This is a genomic window from Actomonas spartinae (assembly GCF_051209155.1).
Classification (GTDB): Bacteria; Verrucomicrobiota; Verrucomicrobiia; order Opitutales; family Opitutaceae; genus Actomonas.
On record NZ_JBPJGB010000001.1, the window covers coordinates 1,455,773 to 1,479,475 of the forward strand.

General features: G+C 63.3%; 21 protein-coding genes and 1 pseudogene. 10 read left to right on the plus strand and 12 right to left on the minus strand.

Annotated elements, in window-relative coordinates; genetic code table 11:
- The first annotated feature begins 107 nt into the window (after positions 1 to 107).
- Entirely contained in the window at positions 108 to 1,073 is a 966-nt protein-coding gene (locus AC0MRV_RS05895) for an acetylxylan esterase (protein WP_472763510.1), read from the plus strand.
- 86 nt (positions 1,074 to 1,159) lie between these two features.
- The gene (locus AC0MRV_RS05900; RefSeq protein WP_472763511.1) at positions 1,160 to 1,351 is read left to right on the plus strand and encodes a hypothetical protein; all 192 of its coding nucleotides are present in this window, start codon (positions 1,160 to 1,162) and stop codon (positions 1,349 to 1,351) included.
- 7 nt (positions 1,352 to 1,358) lie between these two features.
- On the opposite strand, the gene AC0MRV_RS05905 is transcribed toward AC0MRV_RS05900, so the two are convergent.
- From AC0MRV_RS05905 to dnaG, 7 genes are all read right to left on the minus strand, one after another.
- Positions 1,359 to 3,344: a penicillin-binding transpeptidase domain-containing protein gene (locus AC0MRV_RS05905; protein WP_472763512.1), complete on the minus strand. Its 1,986-nt coding sequence runs from the start codon at positions 3,342 to 3,344 to the stop codon at positions 1,359 to 1,361.
- 8 nt (positions 3,345 to 3,352) lie between these two features.
- The gene (gene mreD / locus AC0MRV_RS05910; protein WP_472763513.1) at positions 3,353 to 3,892 is read right to left on the minus strand and encodes a rod shape-determining protein MreD; all 540 of its coding nucleotides are present in this window, start codon (positions 3,890 to 3,892) and stop codon (positions 3,353 to 3,355) included.
- Positions 3,889 to 4,719: a rod shape-determining protein MreC gene (gene mreC, locus AC0MRV_RS05915; RefSeq protein ID WP_472763514.1), complete on the minus strand. Its 831-nt coding sequence runs from the start codon at positions 4,717 to 4,719 to the stop codon at positions 3,889 to 3,891. Before mreC ends, mreD begins: the two co-directional genes overlap by 4 nt.
- Positions 4,720 to 4,832: 113 nt before the next feature.
- A complete protein-coding gene (locus AC0MRV_RS05920) occupies positions 4,833 to 5,849 on the minus strand; it encodes a rod shape-determining protein (RefSeq protein WP_472763515.1) in 1,017 nt (338 codons plus the stop codon).
- Between the two features lie 195 nt (positions 5,850 to 6,044).
- Positions 6,045 to 6,290 carry a twin-arginine translocase TatA/TatE family subunit gene (gene tatA, locus AC0MRV_RS05925; protein WP_472763516.1) on the minus strand — a complete coding sequence of 82 codons (246 nt, stop codon included), beginning with the start codon at positions 6,288 to 6,290 and terminating at the stop codon, positions 6,045 to 6,047.
- A gap of 56 nt (positions 6,291 to 6,346) precedes the next feature.
- Complete coding sequence (gene rpoD, locus AC0MRV_RS05930; protein ID WP_472763517.1) at positions 6,347 to 8,143, minus strand: RNA polymerase sigma factor RpoD; 1,797 nt, start codon at positions 8,141 to 8,143, stop codon at positions 6,347 to 6,349.
- A gap of 16 nt (positions 8,144 to 8,159) precedes the next feature.
- Positions 8,160 to 10,025: a DNA primase gene (gene dnaG, locus AC0MRV_RS05935; RefSeq protein WP_472763518.1), complete on the minus strand. Its 1,866-nt coding sequence runs from the start codon at positions 10,023 to 10,025 to the stop codon at positions 8,160 to 8,162.
- 121 nt (positions 10,026 to 10,146) lie between these two features.
- Between dnaG and AC0MRV_RS05940 the strand changes: the two genes are divergently transcribed.
- The 4 genes from AC0MRV_RS05940 to rpmG all read left to right on the plus strand — a co-directional run bounded on the left by AC0MRV_RS05940 (position 10,147) and on the right by rpmG (position 13,263).
- Positions 10,147 to 11,193: a hypothetical protein gene (locus tag AC0MRV_RS05940; protein ID WP_472763519.1), complete on the plus strand. Its 1,047-nt coding sequence runs from the start codon at positions 10,147 to 10,149 to the stop codon at positions 11,191 to 11,193.
- A 63-nt stretch (positions 11,194 to 11,256) separates the two neighbouring features.
- Positions 11,257 to 11,634, plus strand: a complete 378-nt coding sequence (locus AC0MRV_RS05945) for an NADH-quinone oxidoreductase subunit A (protein WP_472763520.1) — start codon at positions 11,257 to 11,259, stop codon at positions 11,632 to 11,634.
- An 81-nt stretch (positions 11,635 to 11,715) separates the two neighbouring features.
- The gene (locus AC0MRV_RS05950) at positions 11,716 to 13,014 is read left to right on the plus strand and encodes a diadenylate cyclase (RefSeq protein WP_472763521.1); all 1,299 of its coding nucleotides are present in this window, start codon (positions 11,716 to 11,718) and stop codon (positions 13,012 to 13,014) included.
- An 84-nt stretch (positions 13,015 to 13,098) separates the two neighbouring features.
- Positions 13,099 to 13,263 carry a 50S ribosomal protein L33 gene (gene rpmG, locus AC0MRV_RS05955; protein ID WP_221030424.1) on the plus strand — a complete coding sequence of 55 codons (165 nt, stop codon included), beginning with the start codon at positions 13,099 to 13,101 and terminating at the stop codon, positions 13,261 to 13,263.
- Positions 13,264 to 13,367: 104 nt separating this feature from the next.
- Here the strand turns inward: rpmG and AC0MRV_RS05960 are convergent, their stop codons facing one another.
- Both AC0MRV_RS05960 and AC0MRV_RS05965 read right to left on the minus strand, forming a co-directional pair.
- Positions 13,368 to 13,640: a hypothetical protein gene (locus tag AC0MRV_RS05960; protein WP_472763522.1), complete on the minus strand. Its 273-nt coding sequence runs from the start codon at positions 13,638 to 13,640 to the stop codon at positions 13,368 to 13,370.
- 327 nt (positions 13,641 to 13,967) lie between these two features.
- Positions 13,968 to 15,059, minus strand: coding sequence for an Mrp/NBP35 family ATP-binding protein (locus AC0MRV_RS05965; protein ID WP_472763523.1), 1,092 nt, complete (start codon positions 15,057 to 15,059; stop codon positions 13,968 to 13,970).
- A 130-nt stretch (positions 15,060 to 15,189) separates the two neighbouring features.
- On the opposite strand from AC0MRV_RS05965, the gene AC0MRV_RS05970 reads away from it, so the two are divergent.
- Positions 15,190 to 16,377: a hypothetical protein gene (locus AC0MRV_RS05970; protein WP_472763524.1), complete on the plus strand. Its 1,188-nt coding sequence runs from the start codon at positions 15,190 to 15,192 to the stop codon at positions 16,375 to 16,377.
- Between the two features lie 13 nt (positions 16,378 to 16,390).
- On the opposite strand, the gene AC0MRV_RS05975 is transcribed toward AC0MRV_RS05970, so the two are convergent.
- The 3 genes from AC0MRV_RS05975 to AC0MRV_RS05985 form a co-directional block, all read right to left on the minus strand.
- Positions 16,391 to 17,908 (minus strand): site-2 protease family protein, encoded by a 1,518-nt coding sequence (locus AC0MRV_RS05975; protein WP_472763525.1) that lies wholly within the window; start codon positions 17,906 to 17,908, stop codon positions 16,391 to 16,393.
- Between the two features lie 286 nt (positions 17,909 to 18,194).
- On the minus strand, positions 18,195 to 18,827 hold the full coding sequence (locus AC0MRV_RS05980; RefSeq protein WP_472763526.1) for a superoxide dismutase: 633 nt from the start codon (positions 18,825 to 18,827) through the stop codon (positions 18,195 to 18,197).
- A gap of 67 nt (positions 18,828 to 18,894) precedes the next feature.
- Positions 18,895 to 19,455, minus strand: a complete 561-nt coding sequence (locus tag AC0MRV_RS05985) for a nucleoside deaminase (protein WP_472763527.1) — start codon at positions 19,453 to 19,455, stop codon at positions 18,895 to 18,897.
- Positions 19,456 to 19,575: 120 nt separating this feature from the next.
- Between AC0MRV_RS05985 and infA the strand changes: the two are divergent.
- The 3 genes and pseudogenes from infA to AC0MRV_RS06000 form a co-directional block, all read left to right on the plus strand.
- Positions 19,576 to 19,791: pseudogene (gene infA, locus AC0MRV_RS05990) on the plus strand (translation initiation factor IF-1); the annotation flags it as partial.
- A 121-nt stretch (positions 19,792 to 19,912) separates the two neighbouring features.
- The gene (gene xerD / locus AC0MRV_RS05995) at positions 19,913 to 20,860 is read left to right on the plus strand and encodes a site-specific tyrosine recombinase XerD (RefSeq protein ID WP_472763528.1); all 948 of its coding nucleotides are present in this window, start codon (positions 19,913 to 19,915) and stop codon (positions 20,858 to 20,860) included.
- Positions 20,861 to 21,056: 196 nt separating this feature from the next.
- The gene (locus tag AC0MRV_RS06000; RefSeq protein ID WP_472763529.1) at positions 21,057 to 23,702 is read left to right on the plus strand and encodes a DUF1592 domain-containing protein; all 2,646 of its coding nucleotides are present in this window, start codon (positions 21,057 to 21,059) and stop codon (positions 23,700 to 23,702) included.
- Position 23,703: the final 1 nt, after the last annotated feature.

Here is a 23,703-nt window from a genome sequence, read left to right on the forward strand (position 1 = left end):
TTTTTTAACCACGAATGGACACGAATGCATACGAATGAACAGCGACCGAAACTTAAGATTTCTATTCGTGTTTATTCGTGTCCATTCGTGGTTAAAACCTTTCTGCCATGCCCGCCTTTGATCTCCCGCTCGACCAACTGAAAACCTATCAGGGCACCAATCCGCGGCCGGCGGATTTTGACGCGTATTGGGACGCGGCGCTGGCGGAGCTCGATGCGCTCGATCCGCAGATCGAACTCGTGCCCAACGACGCGATCAACCATCCGGCGGTGGAGTGCTTCGATCTTTGGTTCACCGGTGTGGGCGGCGCGCGCATCTACGCCAAATACCTGCGTCCGCGGCAGCGCGCGGACGCGCTGCCGGCGATCCTCAAGTTTCACGGTTACTCGCATTACAGCGGCGACTGGATGGAGTCGGTGGCCGAAGCGAGCGCGGGCTTTGCCGTCGCGGCGATGGACTGCCGCGGGCAGGGCGGTCGATCCGAGGACGCGGGCGGGGCCCGGGGCATGACCTTGCGCGGGCATTTCGTGCGCGGACTGGATGATCCGGACCCGAAGCGACTCCTCTACCGTGCCATCTATTTGGATACAGCCTTGCTGGCGCGGATCGTGATGAGTTTCGCCGAAGTCGACGCCGCCCGCGTCGGCGCGACCGGAGCCTCGCAAGGCGGCGCGCTGACCATTGCCTGCGCGGCCTTGGAGCCGCGCGTCAAGCGGGCGGCCCCGGTCTTTCCCTTCCTGAGTGACTTTCGGCGGGTGTGGGACATGGACCTCGCGAAGGGAGCGTATGAAGAACTACGATACTTCCTGCGCAAGTTCGATCCGCGCCACGAGCGCGTGGACGCGCTCTTCACCAAGTTGGGTTACATCGATATCCAACATCTGGCGCCGCGCGTGCGAGGAGAGGTGCTGATGTTCACGGGCTTGATGGATCAGATCTGTCCGCCGAGCACCCAATTCGCCGCCTTCAATAGATTGGGCGGCCCCAAAGACATGGTGCTCTACCCGGACTACGAGCATGAAGGGCTGCCGGATCAGGCCGATCGGGTCTTCGGTTTCCTCCGCGGTCTGTGACGATTAACCGGTTACAATGACGGGAGGGGTTTGTTGATCGCTATGACTCGGGCCCGTCGGTAGAAGGCTGGATGCCCGATCAACCCATGACCGACTTGGAAAACCAACTTGCCGCCGCGAACGAAAACGTGGCTCGTCTGACCGCGGAGAACGAAGAGCTGCTGGGGCGCCTTTCGGACGCGGAGCTGCTCGCAAAAAAAATGAAGCGTAATTCGCGACGCGACTCCAACTCACTGCGGAGTCAATTGGAGGTCGCCCAGAACCTGCGGCGCCAATAACGGCGAGTCAGCGGGCCGCCATGGCACCGTCCAAGGTAGCAGGGGGCGCGGGGATGAGTTCCGGGTGCTTCTGCGCCCAGACTTTGAGGATGTCGTGGGCGACCGGGGCGGAAAAGGTGCCGCCGCCGGTTTCTTCGTTCGGCGTGTCACCCTCGACCATCACAGCGATGGCGACCTGGGGATTCTCGATGGGCGCGAAGCAGATGAACCAGGCAAAGTTGATGGTGCCCTCGGGCGTGCGCTTCTGGGCCGTGCCGGTTTTGCCGGCGACGCGCAGGCCGTCGATGCGCTGCGACTTGATCGTGGTGAAGGCGGTGCGGGAGGTGCCGCTGATGGTGCACTCCTCCATGCCCTCGAGCAGGGCGGCATAGTCGGCGGGGGACAGGCCGATCGGGTCGGTCCTCTGAGGGCGTCGTTCCGGGTCGTGCGTCATGTAGGGCACGGTGCGGGTCTGGCCACGGGCGACCGAGGCTGTGAAGGTTGCCATCTGAAGGGGCGTCACGAGGAGAAAACCTTGGCCGATGGACATGTTCGCGGTGTCGCCCCCCACCCAGGTTTCGTTGTAGCGCTCCTTTTTCCACGCCGGGTCAGGCACGAGCGTGCCACCACTTTCGTGGGGGAGCGGGATGCCGGTGCGCTCGCCGAAGCCAAAGCGGCGGGCTTCGGCGGCGATGGCATCGGGACCCATTTCCATGCCGTAGTGGTAGTAGAAAACGTTGCAGCTTTTCGCGATGGCGGTGCGCAGGCCGATCTCGCCGTGGGCATGCCCGTCGTGGCAGGGGAAAAGTTTTCGTCCGACGCGGTAGTAGCCTGTGCAACCCCAATCGGAATCCGGAGTGAGCGCGCCGGCGCGCATGCCGGCGAGCGTGACCAGGATCTTGAAGGACGAGCCAGGCGGGTAGAGGCCTTGGATGGGGCGATTCAGCCAGGCGCCGCGGGCATTGATGTCGGCGGCGGTGGCCTGCGAGAGGCGGGGGGCGAAATCATTGAGGTCGTAGGCGGGCAGGCTGGCCATCACCAGGACCTCACCGGTGTTCACATCGAGCGCGACGGCGGAGCCGGCGAGCTCGTAATCCTTGAGGAGCGACTCGGCGGCGAGCTGGAGGTCGATGTCGAGGCTGGAGATGACGTTGTCCCCCTGCACGGGAAGTCGGCGTTGCAGGGACTCGACCCGATAGCCGCCCGGGTCGACGCGATAGATCGTGCCGCCGGCTTCGCCTTGCAGGCGTTCGTCGAACTGTGATTCCAGTCCGTTGCGTCCCTCGGCGCCGACCATCTTGAAGGTCATGAGATCGGCGCCGGGGAATTCCTCGTCGATCTCGATGTCGCGGTTGGCAGACACGTAACCGAGCACATGGGCGGCGGCGTCGGCGTAGGGATAATAGCGCGTGCTGGTGGTGTAGACCTGGAGCGGCGAGTTGACCGGGAGTTGCTCCAGCAGGCGCGAATATTCGTCGGGCTGGAGATCTTCGATGAGGGTGAAGGGCAGCATACGCTGCGCGTTAAAATGACGGCGCAGGTCGCGGGCGTTGAGTTCGTTGGTGCGGCCGAGCGCGCGGTTGATGCGTTGCAGGTAGCGGTCGACGACAGAGAAGCGCGCGATCTCGGTGAGTTGGGAGGAAGTGGGGACGGCTTCGTCGTCGGGATCGGCCTCGCGGTAGGCTTTGCGGATGTTGAGGTATTCGCGGTAGATCTCGGAGCGCAGCTCATCGAGGTAGAGCACGGCGGAGAAGCGCGGCCGGTTGCCCACGAGCAGGCGCCCTTCGCGGTCATAGATATTGCCGCGGGGGCCCGGGACCAGAATGCGGCGCTGGCTTTGGACCTTTTCTTTTTCGAGCGCGAGGTCGGAGCGCAGGGTCTGTTGGTAAACCAATCCGCTGGCGAGCACGCAGAATCCGAGGAGGATCGGCAGGTAGAAGAACTGCAGGCGGGTGTCGCGACCTTTGTGGGTCTCGACCAAGCCGCGAGGTCCGTCTGTGGGGTAGTCCGCCATGAGCTACACTATATCGATGCGGTGGGCTCGTCGTGCAAACCGACGCGGGCGATGAACAGCGCTTTTTCCTGCAGGGCGAAAAACCAAGGGGCGATGAGCGCGAGGGTGAGTTGGGAGAGGATGAGGTCGCTGAGAAATCGCAGGCCGGAGAACGGTGCGTCCGGGGAACCGCCCAACACGACCGAAGTCAGGATCACGTAGAGCACGAGATTGGTGATGAGGCCGGCGACGGTGCCGGCGACGGTGCTGGCGGCGGCGAAACGGTTGCGCACGCGGACGATGACGAGGTGAGCCACGCTGAAAAGAAAGGCGTTCAGGCCGAAAGGCAGTGGCGTCGTGGCGTCGACCAGCAATCCGATCAGGAAGCAGGCGTTGAACCCCTGTTGTGGCGCGAGGCGCAGCGCGGGAAACGCGATGAGCAGCCCGCCGAGCCAGAGTGAGATGCCCCAGCCGCCAACGGAGTGGCTCAGCTGTTTGGTGAGCGCGGCGAGAATCAGCGCGCAGATGAACACCACAGCGGTGCGGCGGTGGCTCGGTTGAAATCTCACGGCGTGTTGATCGGCACCAGGACGGTGACCGCGGTGATTTCGTCGAGCCGTGGATCGAGCGCGACCCGGCCGGTTTTGAAAAGGCCGTCGGGGCTGGGCTCGAGTTGCACGACGGTGCCGAGCTGCAGGCCGCGGGGGAAGACGCCGCCGAGACCGGAGGTCACGAGCGGCTTGGGATCGGCCGGCGTGGCGTAGAGGTCGAGTGGGACAAATTCGACGATGGCGTGCGGGCGGGAGAAGGGTGGATTGGCGCCGCCCTGAAAGCTCATGGGGCGATCGTCACCGGCGAACGATGCGGCGAGACGGACGTTGGGGCTACTGATCAAGTCGACCACGGCCGTGGTGGCGTGCACCTCGGTCACGCGGCCGACGACGCCGCCGACGAAGATGACCGGGGCGCCGACGGGGATGTTGTAGTTCTCGCCTTTGCGAATGATGAGGCGCTGCCACCAACCCGAAAGGTCACGGCTGACGACGCGGGCCGGCTCGCTGCGGTAGTTGTCAAAGGTGGGCAGCTGCAGCAGATCCTCGAGTCGGGCGATTTCGCGCCGAAGCTCGGCGTTCTCCTCGGCGGCGGCGGCGTATTTGGAAACGACGCCGCCCAGGTCGTTGTAGGCGTCGATGATCTCGTGCTTGGAGCGGGTGCGCATGGCCCAGTAATCCTGCAATTCACGTAGGTAAGATGCGGATACATCCATCGGCGCCTGCATCTCGTAGAACCCGTCGCGGGTGGAACGTTTCAGCACGGTCGGCAGGACCAGCCACACCAACAGCAACACCCCGAGGGTGAGGAAGGGTTTGGTCTGATCAAAGCGTCGGTCGGGCACAGGTTACAGGGGGCCTGTTAGTCGTGACGGTCGTGGGACCGGCTGACAAGCCCGGGCGCGGGCGAACCGCGATCCGCGCACACATTCCTGCGGCGGGAGGCCGCGGCGAGGATTTAGCTGTGCTGCAGGACCCAGTTGAGGTCGCTGAGCACGGCGCCGGTGCCGTTGGCCACCGCGGACAGAGGATCGTCGGCGATGGTGACCGGCAGACCGGTCTTTTCGCTGAGCAGGCGGTCGATGCCACGGATGAGCGCGCCGCCGCCCGCCATGACAAAACCGCGGTCAACGAGGTCGGCGGAAAGCTCGGGCGGGCAGCGTTCGAGGGCGGAGCGCACGGCGTCGACAATGGCTGCCATGGTGTCACTGAGGGCTTCGCGGATTTCCTGCGAAGTGATGTGAATCGTTTTGGGCAGACCGGCGACCGAGTCGCGACCCTTCACCTCCATGGTGAGCTCTTCTTCGAGCGGGTAGGCGGAGCCAAGGCGCAGTTTGATCTCTTCCGCGGTGCGTTCGCCGATGAGGAGATTGTAGGCGCGCTTCATGTAGTTGACGATGGCGCCGTCGATCTCGTCGCCGGCGACGCGGATGGACTTGGAGAAGACGATGCCGGAAAGGGAAATGATGGCGATCTCGGTGGTGCCACCGCCGATGTCGACGATCATGTTGGCGGCGGGTTCGTCGATCGGCAGACCCACACCGATGGCGGCGGCCATGGGCTCGGGGATGGTGATGACGTCGCGGGCGCCGGCATGCATGGCGCTGTCCTTGACCGCGCGTTTTTCCACCTCGGTGATGCCGGAGGGAATGGCGATGACCACGCGCGGGGAAACCCGGAAGCTGTTGCTGTTCACCTTGCGGATGAAGTAGCGCAGCATGGCCTCGGTGACATCGAAGTCGGCGATGACGCCGTCCTTCATCGGTCGGATGGCGGTGATGTTGCCCGGGGTGCGCCCCAACATGCGCTTGGCGTCGGCACCAACGGCGCGGACTTTGCGGGTTCCGGAGTCGAGGGCGACCACCGACGGTTCGCGCAGCACAATTCCGCGGTCTTTGAGGTAGACCAGCGTGTTCGCCGTGCCGAGGTCGATGCCGATGTCGTTGGAGAAGTGGGAGAGGAGCTTCAGGGCCATGTCGGTCGCGTTTCCGCCGACGGAAATCAATCTCCGGCGAACGGGGCTGTCAAAGTGTAAAACCGCTTATACCAAGGGCGTTGCGAGCACAAAATGCGCGAAAACGCGCACAACGCGATTTAGAGCGCATGAAAAACGCGCCGTCGGTGAAACGGCGCGTCAGAAAGGGTAAGTCGGACAGTGGTTGTGCCGAGTTCAGTTGTTGCCCGGGGTGGAGGTGGTGTCAGCCGGTTTGGTCTCGGGCTTCTTGGGCTCCTCGGCCGCGTCTTTGAATTCCTTTTCGGCTTCGCTCGAGGCCTTCTGGAACTCGCTTTTGGCCTTGCCGAGACCGCGCGCGAGCTCGGGCAGTTTCTTGGCGCCGAAGAGGAGGATCACGATCGCGAGGATGATGATCATCTCGGGGCCGCCGAGCGGGAAGGCCAGCATGGTGGTTTCGTTCATGGTGAAGTAAAGTTAGCGCCGGAAGGCGGTCGGAGCAAGGGAGGAAGCGCGGACGATCAGTTCGGGCGGCCGAGGTTCTGCACGGTGCCCGGTTTGACGGCCAACTTCATGAGGTTCTGCGCATTGTCGAGCTGTTCGGCATCGAAGAATCCGTGCAGCTGACGGATACGGGTCGGGTGACGCATCTTCCGCAGGGCCTTGGCTTCGATCTGGCGAATGCGTTCGCGGGTGACCTTGAACTGCTTGCCGACCTCTTCGAGGGTGCGGCTGTAGCCGTCGACCAGGCCGAAGCGGAGAGAGAGCACGCGGCGCTCGCGCTCGGTGAGCGAATCGAGCACGTCGATGATCTTTTCGCGCAACAGCGAGTAGGCGGTCATGTCGTAGGGATTCTCGGCGGACTTGTCCTCGATGAAGTCACCGAAAGAGGTGTCGTCGCCGTCGCCGACCGGGGACTGCAGGGAGATGGGCTGCTGGGCCATCTTCATGATCTGCTGCACGCGCTCGACCGGGAGATTCATCTCGTCGGCCACTTCTTCCGGGGTGGGCTCGTGGCCGTATTCCTGCAGGAGCTGCTTCTGCACCTGCATGACCTTGTTCAAGGTCTCGATCATGTGGACCGGGATGCGGATGGTGCGGGCCTGGTCGGCGATGGAGCGGGTGATGGCCTGGCGGATCCACCACGTGGCGTAGGTGGAGAACTTGTAACCGCGGCGATATTCGAATTTTTCCACGGCCTTCATCAGGCCCATGTTGCCCTCCTGGATGAGGTCGAGGAAGGAGAGGCCGCGGTTGGTGTATTTCTTCGCGATCGAGATCACGAGGCGAAGGTTGGCCTCCACCATCTCGGTCTTCGCCTTGTGGGCGGCGCGCACGAAAACGAAAGTCTCTTCGACGATCTCGAGGAAGCGGGCCGGATCGAGGCGCAGCTCCTGTTCGAGTTCCTTGAGGCGGGCGTTGATCTTCTTTGGGTCGATCGCGGCGTCGCGCTTGGTCTTGGGCTTCTTGGCGCGCTCCAGCTTCATCAGCGACTGTTCAATCTCGGTGATGATTGGGCGTTTGTTTTCGAGCCACTCCTCGTAGACCTTCAGCTTGAAGAAGAACTTGGAGAAATTGTTCCGCAGCGTCGTCTCGCGCTTCTTGTGCTTGGTGCCGATCTTCTTGCGCTCGGCCTCGTTCTTGGCCTTCTGCAGCTCCTCCCATGATTGGCCGACCATCATTTCGCTGCGTTGCGTGGTCTCGACCAGCTTGGGCAGGGCCTTGAAGTAGGCGTCCCGGCTTTCGATCTTCTTATCAATGACGATCCGGTCGAAGCGCTCCTCGCGGGTGAGCAGTTTGTTGCCGAGGTCCCCGATGTAGCCACCGACGATGGCGGCCTGGAAAAGGGCGTTCTGCGCGTTGAGCTCGGCGGTCTCGATGCGCTTGGAGATTTCGACTTCCTGTTCGCGGGTGAGCAGCGGGACCTGGCCCATCTGCTTGAGATACATGCGAACCGGGTCATCCAGGATGTCGTTCTGGGAGGTGCGGGTGGCTTCCTCCTCGGCCTCCTCCATGCGCTGCTTGTAGTCCTCAACCTGATCCGGCTCGAGGATCTCGATTTCGAGGTTCTGCAGGATGGAGATGATGTTATCGAACTCGTCCTGATTTTCGACCGACTCCGGCAGCGCTTCGTTGATGTCGTCCCAAGTCAGGTAGCCCTGTTCCTTGGAGAGGCGGATCAGCAGACGAATGCGCTCGTTGACGCCGCTGGAGGCGGCATCGACGGCGGCCGACGATTTGCCCTTGGTCGCGGAAATGGCGTTTTCCACGGCTTCGGACTGGGCGGAGGAGGAGGCAGACTTGGCTTTGCGCGGCATGGATTGGAAAATGAAACTAGACAGCCGGCACCAACCGGAGCGGTTGGCGGAGCTGTCCTTGAAGTTCACGACGTTCTTTCAGCAGAGAAAATGCGTCAGGCTGAATGTCCGTGGCTGGTTTCGACAAAGCAAGTTCTATTTGGCGCAGGCGCAAGCGCAGGGCACGTTCCCGCAGTTTCTGTAAACCTTCCTCGGCGGCTTTGAACGGATCGTCGATCTGCGGGGAGTCGAAAAGCAGGGAGGCCACCAGGGACTTTTCGTCCTCCGTTTCGAGCAAATCGCCCTCGGACAAGTGCTGCGCGCCAGGCCAGGCGTCCTGCTCGAACTCGGCCAGAACGCGGTTGAGCAGCGCTCCGGCGGTGTGATTGGCGTCAATCCAGTCGTGCGGCAGAGCGTGGCTGAGGGGCGGGCCGACTTCCTCGAAATGCAAACACAGCAGGAGCAGGTGCTGCTCGGGGGAGATGGATTGGGCGGGGCGTTCCGTCGGCGGGGGCGGAGCCGGTTCATCACGGGCGGTGGGCGCGAAGCGGCTCCCCCGCTGGCGCAGACGCTCAAAGTCGGCCGTGAGCGCGGGAGCCGACAGGCCGAGATGGCGCGCGGCCTCCTGGATGAATTCGGTGCGGGCCACTTCGGATTCGGCGGCGAAGATGATTTCCGAAAGCGGCTGCACCACGGCGGCTTTGCGCTCGGCGTTGGCGGACGAGCCTTCGGGCAAAAGGGCGTGGGCCGCGAAGGCCATTGCGGACTGGGCATCGGCGCGAACCGCGTCGTAACCCGCCAGGCCGCGTTCGAGAAACAGCAGGTCAGGGTCGAGTTTCTCCGCGCCTTTGAGGGTAAGGAAGCGCACCTCGAGTCCGGCCTTCAAAGCGAGGGGAAGGAAGCGGAGGGAGGCCTTTTGGCCGGCGCCGTCGCTGTCGAAGAAGCACTCGACTTGGTGATGGTAACGGCGAAGCAGGGCGAGCTGGGTGTCGGTGATCGCGGTGCCCTGCGGGGCGATCGCCGTTTTAAGGCCGACGCTCCAGCAGCGCAGGGCGTCGAGCTGGCCCTCGACCATGACGAAGGGGTGTTCGTCGTTGGCGTGGGAGCGCGCGCGGTCGAGGTTGAAGAGCAGGTTGCCCTTGGTGAAAATCGGCGTCTCGGGCGAGTTGACGTATTTGGCGTCCTTGGCCGGGTCGTTTTCGGGCGTGAGCTCGGTCTGCCGAGCGGTGAAGGCCACAACGCGTCCCTGGTGGTCCCGGATCGGAATCATCAGGCGGCCGCGAAAGCGCGGGCGCAGGGCGCGGAGGGTGAGGGCGGCATCGTCGTAGATGAAGAACAGGCCGCACTGGCGCAGGGCTTGTTCGGAGAAGCCCTTTTTAAGGAGGAGCGCGCCGAGGTCGCTGCCGAAGCCATCGGCGGCGCCGATCTTAAAGTCGTCGGCCAGTTCCGGCGTGAAGCGGCGGTTCTTCACCCAGTATTCGCGCATCCAGTTGCCCGTGTCATCCTTGGCGTGGAAGGCTTCGTGGAAACGCTGGGCGGCGATGTCGTGCAGTTCGAAGATTTCCTGGCGAAGAGAGCGTTCCTCGCGCGACGGACCCGCGCCCTCCTCGTATTCGATCGGGACGTTGAAGCGTTGGCCGAGTGCTTCGATGGCCTCGACGAAGTTGAGCCCTTCTGTTTCCCGGACAAAGGTGATGAGGTCGCCCGACTTGCCGCAGCCGAAGCACTTGTAGACGCCCATGTCCGGATTCACGTGGAACGAGGGGGACTTTTCCTGATGGAAGGGGCAGAGGCCTTTGAATCGGGAGCCGGCTTTTTTCAGCGTCACGCTGCGCGAGATCACATCAACGATGTTCACCCGCGTGCGCAGGTCGCGGACGCAAGTCGGTTTTACGAGAGGCATGGTGGCGGGGAAGGCGGCGGCGCCGGGGGGTTGGACATTTGAGGCGGCATATGCTCTGTCAAGGTGCTCCGCCTCGATTCCCGGAAACAAAATCCTCTCCTTGCGCGTCTACCCACCTTCCATGCGTCGCTTTGCTGCCACCGCCCTCGCCGCCATCCTGTTTTTCCCCGCCTTGCGGTCCGTCGCACAGGACGCGGCTTCGTCACCCCAACCCCCTCGGTTGCCGAGCACGGTCTGGGAGGCGCGACTGAATGGGTTTACGCTGGCGGATTACCGCCCCGAGGTGGAAGCGCTGTTGGAAAAGTTTGAGGACGCGATTGGGCACCGCCTCGTTCCGGGCGAAAAGGGTAAGGTCGGGCTCAAGGTTTACACCGATTCCGGGCCGGGCCTCGCGACGCCGGTGCCGCTGGTGCAGTCCGTGATTCAGGCGCTGCTCGAGCGGGGTTACGAAAAGAAGGACATCTTCCTCGTCGGCATGAATCCGCTGCGACTGCGGTTCACCGGCTACCTGCCGTCGCTCATCACTGGGGAATCGCCCTTCGAAGGGCATCCGATCTACGTTTTGGAATCGGGCAGTTTCTACGACCCGGAGTGGTTTTACGACAGTCCGCTGCCGGCCCGATTCAATCCGGTCTTTTTGGCGGAGAACGCCCGCGACGAACATCAGGCCCAGCTCGAGGCCAATCGCCGCAGTTTCCTGGCAACGCCGCTTTTCCTCGATGCCGACTTCTGGATCAACCTGCCGGTCTACACCGATCACCCCACCATCGGCATCAACGGCGCGTTGGTGAATGCGACGCTGTGGAACGCCTCCAACACCGCCCGCTTCTTTCAGAATCCCAACAACGCCCCGGCCGCGGTGGCGGAGATGAGCGCGATTCCGGAGCTGCGCCAGACTTGGCTTTTCACCATCGCGAGCCTGCAGCATTACCAGTTTGTGGGGGGGCCGGCCTTCAACTCGCTCTACACGGTTTCGGAACGGCAGGTTTGGCTGAGCTCAGACCCCGTGGCACTCGACACGCTCATGCTGGAGCGGATCAACAAACACCGCCGCCAATCGGGCTTCCCGGTGGTCAACGAGGAGATTCGGACGCTGGAATTTGCCGAGGTGCTGCAGGTCGGCAGCTCGTCAAATTTGCCTGAAAGAATCGTGCAGGTGGACGGTTAGGCGCGGTCGCGCCCAATTTCCCCTTGTCAGGCTCAGCGCGCTGAGCCCTGTATTGACCCAACCATGACCTCAGCCGCTTATCTGCCGTTGCTCATACAAGCGATCCTCGCGCTCGGCGCGGGCCTCGTGATCCTGGCCGCAAACCATTTCGCGGCGCAACGGGTGCGCATCAAAAGCCCGATCAAGGACACGGCCTACGAATGCGGCGTGAAGGGCGAGGGCATCGTGCACACGCGCTTTTCCGTGAAGTTTTATGTCACGGCGATGTTGTTCCTCCTTTTTGATATCGAGGTCGTGTTTCTGATTCCGTGGACCTTCGTCTACCGCGATTTTCTGGCCAACAACGTCGCCATACTTTCACCGATGATGTTCTTCCTCTTCGTCCTCGTGCTGGGGCTCTTCTACGAAGTGAAGAAGGGCGCCCTGGAGTGGGAAAAGTAAGCGGGGAAGGCGGGACGAACGCGAATGCGGCTCGAAAAACTCATTGCCCGAAGCCGTATTGTTGAGCTCCAAAGCACCGACATGCGCGGTGCCTTGGGGGAGATGCTGGCGGTGTGCGCGCAGCGTTTTGAGGACCTGAAGACCGACCCGCTGCTGCGCGGCCTGATGGCGCGCGAAAGCACGATGACCACCTACCTCGGGCACGGGGTCTCGCTGCCGCACGTGCGGGCCCGCCTGGGGCGCCGCTATATCCTGGCCATTGGTCGCAGTCGCGAGGGCATCGTCAACGACGGGGCGGAGGCCGAGCGGTCACAGCTTGTGATCATGCTGTTGGCCGACGAAAAATCGCGCGACTACCTGCAGGTGCTCGCGGCGATCGCCCGGGTGGTGAAAGACCCGGAGCTGGTGCAATCGCTCATCGCGGCGGAAAACGGCGACATGCTCTACGACCGGTTGATGGCCGGCCTCGGCGGGATGCAGGTGCGCCGCCTGCCCCAGAAGCAGAATCGGATGAACCGGCTCATGATGCGCGAAGCGGAGCGCGTGGCCAAGGGCGCGGATTGCGATGCCATCATGGTGATGGGCGACACCTTTGTTGGCGGGATCGATCCGTCGATGTGGAACGCGAAGATCAAATCCATCCTTGTCACGCGGCACGGCGGGGAAGGCACCAGCGTGTTTGATACCTTTGCCGAAGTCATTCAGGTGCGGTCGTTCTCGCCGCAACGCCTGGCCCAGGTGCGCAGCGCGATCCTGGTGGCACTCACGCGGGGCATCATCAGCTTCACCGATCGCCTCTGCTGTATCGGTGGTGTGCAGGGCAGCAATCAATTCGACACGGTCGGAGTCGTGGAAGTCGAGCGGGAGTTTCAGACCCTTCTCACCGGTAAGGCCGACCTTTTGCCCGACGACGTCAAACCCGAGGTCTTTGAGCGGGTGATCGCCGTCGCCACCGAGCTCGGCGTGGAGGGGCGAGAAGGCAAGCCGGTCGGATGTCTCTTTGTCATCGGAGCGACCGCTCAGGTGGAGAAGTTCATCAAGCCCCTCGTGCTGAATCCTTTCTACGGCTACAAGGATGAAGACCGAAACATCCTGAATCCGTTCATGGATGAGACCGTGAAGGAGTTTTCAACCATCGACGGCGCCTTTGTCATCAAGGGCGACGGGACGGTGGTGTCGGCGGGCAGTTTGATTCAGGCGACGGATCGGGACCACCTTTTGCCGAGTGGTTTGGGCAGTCGCCATGCCGCTGCCGCGGCCATCTCGCTGGCGACCCAGTGCATCGCGGTGGTGGTCTCGGCGAGCACCGGTCAGGTGACCTTGTTCCGCCGGGGCGTCATGTTGCCCCTGACCGAGAAAAAGGTCGTCAACGAAGGCTGAGCCTGGCGCCCCAATCGGGCGAAGTTTGGTCTTGCGGTGCGGTGCTCCGGCAGGTTGTTCTGACCGTTCACTCAATTTTCAGCCATGCAAGAACAAGTCATCATCGAATGCACCGAGGCCCGCAAAGAGGGTAAATACGCCTCGAAATACCTCACGACGCGGAACAAGAAGACCGTCACTGAGCGCATCGAGAAGAAGAAGTATAATCCTTCGCTGCGTCGCCACACGGTTCACCGCGAGATTAAATAAGCGCCTCGCGCGTAGCCGCACTTTCCCGGCCGGAGCTCCTCAAGAGCTCCGGTCTTTTTTTTCAAGCCTGGTGCAAGCGCGCGAAGCGGCACAGGCGCCCGGAATCAATCCGCCGAGCTGGAGGAAGAGGTCGCGGAGCGGGATTTCGCGGATTCCGCCGGGGCCGGACGGCGACTCTTGCGCCAGCCCTCCCGGTGTTTGCGAATCCAATCCAAGAGCGCCCGCTCAAAACCGATGTCGTAGCCGAGGCGTTCCGACTCGATCCACTTGTGGCGCAGAATCTCCTCCCGTTCGGCCAGGAATTCCTGGTAGAGCGAAGAGCGTTTTACGAATTCCCGGGACTCAGGCGTCTGAGAAGACTTGGCACTTTGCGACATGGATACCACTGCAGTCGTTCATTGCTGAAGGTTGGGCCGGCGTGGTTCCGGGTGCTGATCGCTGCGAATGTATCCGAGGCGAAGCCAAGTCCTTTGTCCAATGGGGTATCATCGTGCGAGTCCCGCGGGCCTGCAGCGAAGGGAACAGAGGGTGGATTGAGACGTAGTTTGTGTTGATCAGCGCCGCGCCTCCCGAAGGAGGAAAGACGACGCGAGCCGAGTTTGATAAGTAGGATTCACGTTATTTGGCGTGAACCGCATGTCAACGCCAGGCACGGCCGGCGTTGATCCTGAATTGGAATCGGTGGGGCCGAATCCGGCCGCGTTTTATTCTGCGGGCGACGAACTCTTGCGCTGCAAGGTCTCCATAACGGCTTGGCCGATGGCCCTAAAGACTTGGCTGGCTTCTCCTTCCGGTTCGTCGACCACGATCGGGCGACCGCTGTCACCACCTTCGCGGATTTCCGGAATGAGGGGCACTTGGCCCAGCAACGTGGTGCCGAGCCCATCGGCGGTGAGCTGACCGCCGCCTTCGCCGAAGAGTTTGTGCTGCAGGCCGGCGGGGTCGGTGAAGTGGCTCATGTTTTCGGCCACCCCCAGCAGGGGCACGTTGACCTTCTGGAACATGAGACCGCCCTTGCGCGCGATGTTGGTGGCGGCGGGCTGCGGGGTGGTGACGAGCACCGCACCGTCGAGCGGGATGGTTTGCACCAGCGAGAGTTGGGCGTCGCCAGTCCCGGGCGGCAGGTCGATGAGGAGGAGGTCGAGTTCGCCCCACTTCACGTTCTGCACGAACTGCTGCACGGTTTTCATGATCATGGGACCGCGCCACACCACCGGGGTGTTGTCGTCGATGAGGAAGCCCATGCTCATGACTTTGACGCCATGGGCTTCCATCGGGACGAGCATGTCGCCGTCGATGTTGGGGCGGCCGGCGGCGCCGATCATGAGCGGCACGCTGGGACCATAGATGTCGCAGTCCATGAGGCCGACGCGACCCGGGCGGCCGGCGGCGCTCAGCGACTGGGCGAGGGAGCAGGCGAGGTTGACGGCAAAGGTGCTTTTGCCGACGCCGCCTTTGCCGGAAGCGATGGCGACGGCGTGTTTGATTTGGGAGTGCGCAGTATTGGCGGCGTTGCCGGCGATGTTGCCGCCTTGGCGGGGCGGGGCGGCCTTGGGCGCGGAAACCGCGACGTCGATGAGCGTGTCCTGCACGCCGGGCATGGCCTTGAGCGCGGCGTCCACCTCGCGCTTGAGCTGGAGCGGCGTCTTCGGGTCGTTGGTCGTCAAGGCCAGCGAAACCTTGGCGGTGCCGTCAACGAAGGCGGCCGAGCGCACGATGCCGAACGACACGATGTCGCGGCTGAACCCGGGATATTTAACCTGCTTGAGCTGCTCTTTGATGGCTTCGGGAGTCACGGAGAGAAAAGTTTTCGGAACGTTTGTGAATCGTTGGGGTTCGACGTTGATCACCCCAAAGGGTTTTACGTTGTTTAGTTAAACCAGCCTGTAAATAGGAATGCCCGGAATCCCACCTCCTCACCGTCCCATGCGTCGCACCTGCCTCTTTCTTCTCTCCCTGTTCGCGTTTTCCCTCTTCGCCCAGAACAACCGTGTCACCGAATTTGACGTCGATGTGCGAGTGGCGGTGTCCTCGGTGCCGGTGCGGGTGAGCGCAAGTCCGGAGGAACTGGATCGTCTGGCCAACTACGCGTTCGAGGCGCACGGGCATTATCAGCGGGACAACAACAACCCGCTCTTCGACATCCGCTTCACGGCCGTGGCGGGCAACCGGGTGCAGGTCGATGTGACACGTGGATCGACGCGGGTGGTGAGCCGTCAGGTTGCCGGGACTTCGTTGCGCAATGCCTTGCTCAAAGCGGCGGACGTCGCGGTCGAGAGCACCGGTGGCGGCAAGGGTTTCTTCGCGTCGCAGCTTGCCTTCATTTCGCAGCGCACGGGTCAGACCGAGGTGTATGTGGGGGATCTGTTTTTTGGCGAGGTGCGCCAGCTCACGGCGGACCGCGCCTCGGCGATGGCCCCGCGTTGGTCGCCGGACGGCAGCAAGCTCCTCTACACGAGTTTCCATCGTTCCGTGGCCTCCAACATTTTCCAGATCGATATGAAGTCGATGCAGCGCACCGAGTTTGTCCGCTTCAAGGGCACCAACCAGAGCGCGCGCTTCAGCCCGGATGGATCCAAGGTGGCGATGGTGCTGAGCGGTGAGGGCAATCCCGAGATTTATGTGGCCAACGCCAATGGCCGTGGCGTGGCCCGTCGCACCACCACGCGGGGCGTCGAATCTTCGCCGGTGTTTTCGCCGGATGGCCGGCAGCTGCTATTCACCTCCGACGCCATGGGCGGGCCGCAGCTTTTTGTCATGCCGGTGGGCGGTGGCCGCATGAGCCGGCTCCCGACCAACATCAGCCGCTACTGCGCGGAGCCTGATTGGAGCGTCGGCAATCCGGACAAGATCGCTTTCACCATGCGGATTGGCAGTGGGTTCCAGATTGGCCTGTTCGACATGAGCACCCGTGCGACCGCCGTGCAGGTGTCCCGCGCGCCGCAGGACGCGGTGGAGCCGGCTTGGCTGGCCGATGGCCGCCATCTGCTCTACACCGCCCGGTCGGCCAACCAACGTAGTGTTTGGATTTTGGATACGGAAACCAAGAAAGCGACGCGCTTGAGCCCGACCTCGCTCGGCTCGGTCTCGCAGGCCGCGCCGGTGTTGCGCTGACTTTGTTCGCGTTCTACCGCGGCAGCAGCTCGCCCAGGAGGTGCGCCCACTTGCCGCCGTCGGTGGTGGCGTAGAAACGCAACGCGAGCAGCACCCCGGCAAAGGTCGCGAGGTGGACCCCGGCGAAGGCCAGCCCGATCCTGAGCCTCGGCGGGCGCATCTGCAGCTCCTTCAACACTGAGCCGGTCTGTTGGGTGAGCGCGTTCAGATCGAGTTCGCCGGGAAGGTTTCGCTGCAGAGCGGCTATGATGCGTCGTGCCAGTTCCCGTGGGGCGAGTCCGCGTTCGTCCGCGGCCTTGGCTAGGAGCGCAGGCATTTCCGCCGGAGCGTTGGGGACTTTGGAAGGTGTGGCTGATGGAGTCGGTAACGACTCGCGCAGTTGCTGGGTCAGGATCGAGAGCCGATAGTTCGAGCGGAGAGTCAGGGCCATGAGCACGGCGGGTAGGAAGAGCACATACACGTGGGTCCACCATGCTCCCATTGCCAGTAGCACGACGGCGGCCGACCGTGTAAACAGGTCGATGCGCGGATGACGCGCGGTCCACAGGGCATTGACCACGCCTCCGCCGTCGAGGGGCAGAATCGGCAGGAGGTTGAGCCCATTGATCAGCAGGCTCACCATGGCGAAGGCGACCAACCACTCCATCCCCGTTTGCAGGCCGACGACGCCGACGCCGATGCCGACCAGGAAACCGAAGATGGGTCCCGCCAGGGCAACGATCGATTGTCGCCAGCCGGCAATCTCGTGGGGCTGGCCGGTGGCTGCGGCGCCGACCAGAGGAATGAGAAACATGCCTAGGTTGGTGTAACCGAGGCGCCGCATCGCCAAAAGGTGGCCCAGCTCGTGCACGACCAACACCGGGATCAGCAGGACCGCGAACTCGAAGGTCCAAACCGCCGCGCCGAGTGCCAAAAACAGCAAGGCGGAGACGGAGAAAGTCAGCAGGCGGCTGGTGAGCTGCTCTTGCGCGCGGTTCTGCGCGCGCATGACCTGGATGAGCCCGTCGACCTCGTCCGCCTCGAGCAACGCCCGGGTGAGCTCGGTCCAACCATCCAACCTGGGCACGAGAACCCCGCGCGCCTGCTGGAAATCGAACCACTCCGCGTGCAGCTCGTGCGGATCTGCCGGCACGGTGGTGCCGTCCGCCGTCCGGCTTCGGGTCAGGTGGAAAGCCCATAGGTTCGACGCATCCAGGGACGTTTCGTGCGTGATCGCATATTGTTTCGGCCAAGAAAGAGAGAGCGGCCCATTGGTGCTCAGCAGCCGTCGCCCGGACGCGGTCGTGGTGAGGAAGGTCGTGGTCGCCGGCCAATCCGGTTGAGCTGAATCGCCGCGATCAGGATTGAGGGTGACCCATGCAACCGTGCGGCGATCATCCGGGTGGCTGAGCCACACGCCGGCGAAGTGGGTCGACGCGTAGAGGTCGCGCCAGTGGTAACTGAACTCGACGGTGAATCCGACGGCCGAGAGTTGAGCCACGATCTGCTCGACTGGGTTCCGGTGTGCCGTCGGCCAAGCGGCTAGCGGCATGGCCAAGGGGTGGAGCGATCGCAGGGGGGGCCGCGAGGGTCGAATGCTGGTCCGGATTCCCAAGCCTTTGGCCAAAAGGCGGAGGGTTCGCTCGTGCGGGCTGCCCGGGAGCCGAACGAGCTCCGCCCAATCCAGGCGGCGGGAGTTGATCTGATGGAGCGTGCTCATGGGCGTTCGGCGGACGGAGGCGTTGCGGAGCTGGGACCCGTGTGATGATTTTCCGTGCGCAAAAAAACCGCATCTCCCGAAGCAGATGCGGCTGAGGTGAAATGAGTTGTGGCAGTGCTCAGGCGATGGCGGCCGCGTAGTTGGCGGCGGCGGCGTCCCAATCGACCACGTTCCAGAAGGCGGCGATGTAGTCGGGGCGCTTGTTCTGATAGTTCAGATAGTAGGCATGCTCCCAGACATCGAGACCGATGACCGGCGTGCCGCCGATGCCGGCGACGGCCTCACCCATGAGCGGGCTGTCCTGGTTGGCGGTGGAGCCAACGGCCAGCTTCTTGTCAGCGGTGACGTAGAGCCAGGCCCAGCCGGAGCCGAAGCGGTTGGCGCCGGCGGCGGCGAACTTCTCTTTCATCGCGTCGAAGGAACCGAAGCTCGCGTCGATCGCGGCAGCGAGGTCGCCGGTGGGGGCGCCACCCTTGCCGGGGCCGAGGATGGTCCAGAAGAAGGAGTGGTTGGCGTGGCCACCACCGTTGTTGCGCACGGCGGCGCGGATGGCGTCGGGAACCTTGGAGAGGTCGGAAATGAGATCGTTCACGCTGAGGGCGGCGAGATCGGCGTGGCCCTCAAGGGCGGCGTTGACCTTGGTGATGTAGGTCTGGTGATGCTTGCCGTGATGGATTTCCATCGTGCGGGCGTCGAAGTGCGGTTCGAGCGCGTCGGCGGCGTAGGGCAGGGCGGGTAGTTCGTATGCCATAATGAGTTATGCGGTTTGGATTATGAAAATCGCGAGGGTGTAAACGTGCGGTCGGGAGGCTGAATCGTCAACTGTCTGCGCCGGTTTCCGGCGAAGTCGGTGAACCTGGCATTGCGCGTTTGAGACGGAAGTAGGCTTGAATGAGTTCGCGGCATTCTGCCTCGAGCACGCCACCGGCGGTGATGGCGCAGCGATGGTTGACGCGCGGGAGCTCGCTCAGGTTGGTGGCACCACCGAGGCAACCCATCTTGGGGTCCGGCACGGCGTAGACCACGCGGGCGACGCGCGACATGATCGACGCGCCGGAGCACATGGGGCAGGGTTCCTTGGTGACGTAGAGGGTGCAGCGTTCGAGGCGCCAGTCGCCGATCGCGCGGGCGGCTTGGGTCATGGCGAGGATCTCGGCGTGGGCGGTGGGGTCGTCGCCGTGTTCGACGGTGTTGTGGGCGGAGGCAATGACTTCGCCGTCGCGCTCGATCACGCAGCCAATCGGCACCTCGTCGGCCCGCCAGGCATCGATCGCCTGATTGAAGGCGAGGCTCATGTAGAAGGTGTCGTCGCGCACCAATTGCGACGGATACCGCTTCTCGAACGGGCAGGGCAGCGGTTGGGGAGCGGGGTCAGGCATCGGGCGTCCGGGAGTAAAGCCTTGACTAAGCGGCGCCTTCCTTGGCTTACAAGTGGCTTTTGCGCACCGAACTTATCTGTATGACCAAACACCTGACCATTGCCCACGCGGGCCTTTTCTATGCCTGACGGAGATTCGATTGAAGTGGAGGGCAAGATCGTTGCCGTTCTCCCGGGCACGATGTTCAGAGTGGAATTGGCGAACGGGCACCAGGTGCTCGCGCACATCTCCGGCAAGCTGCGCAAGCACTTCATCAAGATCGCGGCAGGCGATACGGTGAAGATGGAGATGAGTCCCTACGACTTGGAAAAGGCGCGCATCACCTATCGCATGCGCACGCCACCTCCGGGTGGTTTCCGTCCGCGGCCGGGTGGCGGCGGTCGCCGCCGCTGAGAGTTTGCGATCGCGACCGGTGCGCTGACTTGCGGACCGGGATTCGGACACCCAAGGTGCGCCCATGGCAGGGTCGTCCCGACGCAAAGCGCAGGTGGTGGAGTTGGATCCGGCGTGGCTGGATTCGTTGACCGACTTCGCCGCGTCCCTGGAGCTCGAACGCGGTCGCTCCGCCAAAACCGTCGAAGCCTACGAGAGCGACCTGCGCCAAGCCGCCGCCTTTTTTTCGTCCTCGGGTCGAACAGGTTGGCGACAGGTCAAAGGAGCCGACGCCACGGCCTGGGCGCGCGAGTTGAGTGATCGCCAGATGGCGGCGTCGAGCACGTCGCGCAAATTGTCGGCGCTACGCATGTTTGCCCGTTACCTCGTGCACAACGGCGATCGGCCGGACGATTTCACCGAGCTGCTCGAGGGCCCCAAATTGCGGCGCAAGTTGCCCGACACGCTGACCAACGAGGAGGTGGAGCGCATCCTCTCCGCCCCCACCGGGGGGGATGCTTTCGGGCTGCGCGATCGGGCGATTCTCGAGTTGTTCTACTCCAGTGGGCTGCGGGTGTCGGAGCTGTGCGGGCTGATGTTGCAGCAGGTTGATCTCGAGCACGGTTTCGTGCGGGTGTTCGGCAAAGGCGCCAAGGAGCGCGTGGTGCCGGTCGGCGGCGCGGCGTCTCGCGCTCTTGCGGCTTATTTGGAATCCGGTCGCGCGCACTTTGTGAAGCCGCGCAAGACGGGCAGTCAGCTCTTCCTCAGCCAGCGCGGCACCGCCATTTCGCGGAAAATGGTGTGGGTGTTGGTGAAGGATTATACGCTGCGGGCCGGCATCACCAAACCGGTGAAGCCACATCTGCTGCGGCACTCTTTTGCGACCCATCTGCTCGGCGGCGGTGCGGACTTGCGCGCGATTCAGGAAATGTTGGGCCACGCCAATATCGGCACCACCCAGATCTACACGGCGGTGGAGCAGAAGCGACTGGTGGAGCACCACACGAAATTTCATCCGCGCAACCAAGAGTGAGGGCCGTCCGGCCTCGCGTGGACGTTATTGAACGGCCACCGGAGCCCTTGGTCGGGCTTTGCTAGACAAGTGTCCCGTCGCATGCAGGTTGAGGGTGATGCTTTCGGCTCGGGCCCCTTTACCCCCTTCCCGGCTCCCGCGATGCGCTTCGGCGTGGCTCGGTTGTGCCTTTTCCCTGCTCGCGGTTTTTCCGGCGGTGGCCGACACGCTCGACGATCCGGTGCTGGCCTTCGTCGACGAGTTTTGTGTGCGCTGTCACAATCCGGTCGACCGGGAGGGAAACCTTGATCTCGAGGACAAGCGGCTGCGGGCGGACGACCCCGATGACTTTGCCCGCTGGGTGCTGATGCATGACCGGGTGTTGTCGGGCGAAATGCCGCCCACCAAGCGTCGCCGCCCGTCGGACGATCAAGTGGCGGTCTTCGTCAAGGCGTTGAGCGCGGAGCTCACCCGCAGCGAGGTCGAGCGCTACGAGGCCGACGGACGCGCGGTGCAGCGTCGTCTCAACCGCTACGAATACGAAAACGCCGTGCGGGATCTGCTGCAAGTGCCTTGGGTGCGGCTCAAGGAACGTCTGCCGCAGGATGGCGAGTCCCATCGTTTCAACAAGATTGGCTCGGCGCTCGACGTGTCGCACGTGCAGATGGCGCGTTACCTTTCGGCCGCGGACTACGCGTTGCGTCAGACCATGAGCGAGCAACTGACCGCCCTCTCGCCGACGGTTGAGCGCTACTACGCCCGGGATGAACCAAGCCTGGTGCGTAATTTTCGTCCCCGTCAGGGCAGCACGCTCACCGATCGCCATGCTTTTCCGGTGCTCGACAGCCATGCCCAACCGGAGGTGCGGGCAGGGCGTGCGCCGATCACCAGCCCGGAGACCCGTGAGCGCGAAGCGGTCGGCAAGGTATCGAGCACCTTCAGCGATGCGGGAGGCTATCGCTGGGGTGGTTTCCGCGCGCCGGTGGGCGGGCGCTACAAACTGCGCTTCAAAGGCTACACGGTGTGGGTGAGCGGTGGGGGCGTGAGCCGGTGGTTCTTCAATGGCACGGGAGAGGCCAAAGCGCCGGTCTACTGGTTGCCGCTGTGGCATCGCCCCAACCTCGACGAAGTCTGGCCGGGGCGCCGGAGCGAGCCGATCGGCGTCTTCGCGCAAAGTGACGGGCAGGGGCGTTTCCTGGGCACCTTCGATTTTGCGCCCGAGCCCGGCGTGCACGAACTGGAGGTCACGCTCGCACCCAACGAGGTCATTCAGACCGACGGCTCGCGCCTCTTCCGCACGCGGGTCAACGGCACCAACGAACAATACATCAATCCGCTGGCCGAGCCCGACGGCATGCCCGGTTACGCGGTGCAGTGGATGGAGGTCGAGGGACCGCTGCCGCGCGCTATGTCGCCGGTAACTGGATACGCGCGCCTTTTTGACGATCTGCCGTTGGTGCGGGTCGAGAACGGGGTGGGCGTGGACCTCGAGGTGGTGGCGCCGGACGAGCCCGGTGCCCCGCGGCCGTTCTTCCGCCGGGTGCCTCTGGCGAAAGTGCGGGCCGAGGTCGTAAGCGCGGATCCGGTCCATGACTCCCGTCGGTTGCTGCGTCGCTTCATGGATCACGTTTACCGTGAGCCGGTCGAGGCCGCGGAGGTCGAACCCTTCGCCGCGTTGTTCGACCAGCAATACGATCTCGGCGTCGGCTTCGCCCAAGCCATGATCTCCGCCTACACCGCGGTCCTGTCGTCGCCCGGATTTCTCTTTGTGCAGGAGTCGACGGGCGAGCTCGATGATCACGCCATCGCCACGCGTCTCGCCTTGTTTCTTTGGAACAGCGTGCCCGACGCTGAGCTGCGCAACCTCGCCGATCGCGGCAAACTGCGTGATCCGGCCGTGCTGACGCAGCAGGTGGACCGACTCATTGCCGATCCCAAGTCACGCCGCTTTATCGATGCCTTCACCGACTACTGGCTCGACCTGCGCAAGTTCGACGACACGACGCCTTCGCCGACGCTCTACAACGATTACGAGTTGGACGATCCGCTGAAGCAGGCGGCGATTTTCGAAACCCAGCTGTTTGTGCAGGCATTGCTCCGGGACAATCTGCCGGCGCTGACGGTGGTCGATTCCGACTTTACCTTTCTGAATGAACGCCTCGCCGAGCACTATGACATACCCGGCGTCCACGGGGCCGAGATGCGTCGGGTCGACCTGCCCGCCGGCTCGGTGCGAGGCGGCCTGCTCACGCAGGCGAGTGTCCTGAAGGTGACCGCCAATGGCACCACGACCTCGCCGGTTATTCGCGGCAACTGGATCAACGAACGCATTCTCGGCTGGCAGAGCCGCCCGCCGCCCCCGGTGCCGGCGGTCGAGCCCGACATCCGCGGCGCCGTGACCATCCGGCAGCAATTGGAAAAGCATCGCGCAGATCCTTCCTGTGCTTCCTGTCACGCCCGCATGGATCCGCCGGGATTCGCCCTCGAGAGCTTTGATGTGATGGGTGGTTGGCGTGATCGCTACCGCGCGATCGACGAGGAAACCGAGCCGGTCAAAGGCATTGGCATGAACGGCCAGACTTTTATTTTCCATCACGGCCTGCCCGTCGATGCCAGCGGCGAGCTGCCCGATGGCAGCCCCTTCAACGACGTGCGTGAGTTCAAAGACCTGCTCCTCGCGCAGGAACAGGTCATCGCCCGCAATCTCGCCCGCCAACTCACCGTCTACGCCACTGGCGCGCCGGTCGGTTTTTCCGACCGTCCCGCCATCGAAGCGATCCTGCAGCGCGCCTCTCCCGAGCGCTACGGCATGCGCGCCCTCGTGCGTGAAATCGTGCTGAGCGATCTGTTCCTGCGCAAATAAC

Bases quoted from the DNA above. Each gene is read 5' to 3' on its own strand.
- AC0MRV_RS05960 (WP_472763522.1), bottom strand. From the start codon at position 13,640: ATGTCGCAAAGTGCCAAGTCTTCTCAGACGCCTGAGTCCCGGGAATTC.
- AC0MRV_RS05975 (WP_472763525.1), bottom strand. From the start codon at position 17,908: ATGCCGCTAGCCGCTTGGCCGACGGCACACCGGAACCCAGTCGAGCAG.
- AC0MRV_RS05945 (WP_472763520.1), top strand. From the start codon at position 11,257: ATGACCTCAGCCGCTTATCTGCCGTTGCTCATACAAGCGATCCTCGCG.
- dnaG (WP_472763518.1), bottom strand. From the start codon at position 10,025: ATGCCTCTCGTAAAACCGACTTGCGTCCGCGACCTGCGCACGCGGGTG.
- AC0MRV_RS05895 (WP_472763510.1), top strand. From the start codon at position 108: ATGCCCGCCTTTGATCTCCCGCTCGACCAACTGAAAACCTATCAGGGC.
- AC0MRV_RS05920 (WP_472763515.1), bottom strand. From the start codon at position 5,849: ATGGCCCTGAAGCTCCTCTCCCACTTCTCCAACGACATCGGCATCGAC.
- xerD (WP_472763528.1), top strand. From the start codon at position 19,913: ATGGCAGGGTCGTCCCGACGCAAAGCGCAGGTGGTGGAGTTGGATCCG.
- AC0MRV_RS05950 (WP_472763521.1), top strand. From the start codon at position 11,716: ATGCGCGGTGCCTTGGGGGAGATGCTGGCGGTGTGCGCGCAGCGTTTT.
- AC0MRV_RS05900 (WP_472763511.1), top strand. From the start codon at position 1,160: ATGACCGACTTGGAAAACCAACTTGCCGCCGCGAACGAAAACGTGGCT.
- rpmG (WP_221030424.1), top strand. From the start codon at position 13,099: ATGCAAGAACAAGTCATCATCGAATGCACCGAGGCCCGCAAAGAGGGT.
- tatA (WP_472763516.1), bottom strand. From the start codon at position 6,290: ATGAACGAAACCACCATGCTGGCCTTCCCGCTCGGCGGCCCCGAGATG.
- AC0MRV_RS05980 (WP_472763526.1), bottom strand. From the start codon at position 18,827: ATGGCATACGAACTACCCGCCCTGCCCTACGCCGCCGACGCGCTCGAA.
- AC0MRV_RS05970 (WP_472763524.1), top strand. From the start codon at position 15,190: ATGCGTCGCACCTGCCTCTTTCTTCTCTCCCTGTTCGCGTTTTCCCTC.
- rpoD (WP_472763517.1), bottom strand. From the start codon at position 8,143: ATGCCGCGCAAAGCCAAGTCTGCCTCCTCCTCCGCCCAGTCCGAAGCC.
- AC0MRV_RS05905 (WP_472763512.1), bottom strand. From the start codon at position 3,344: ATGGCGGACTACCCCACAGACGGACCTCGCGGCTTGGTCGAGACCCAC.
- AC0MRV_RS05940 (WP_472763519.1), top strand. From the start codon at position 10,147: ATGCGTCGCTTTGCTGCCACCGCCCTCGCCGCCATCCTGTTTTTCCCC.
- AC0MRV_RS05985 (WP_472763527.1), bottom strand. From the start codon at position 19,455: ATGCCTGACCCCGCTCCCCAACCGCTGCCCTGCCCGTTCGAGAAGCGG.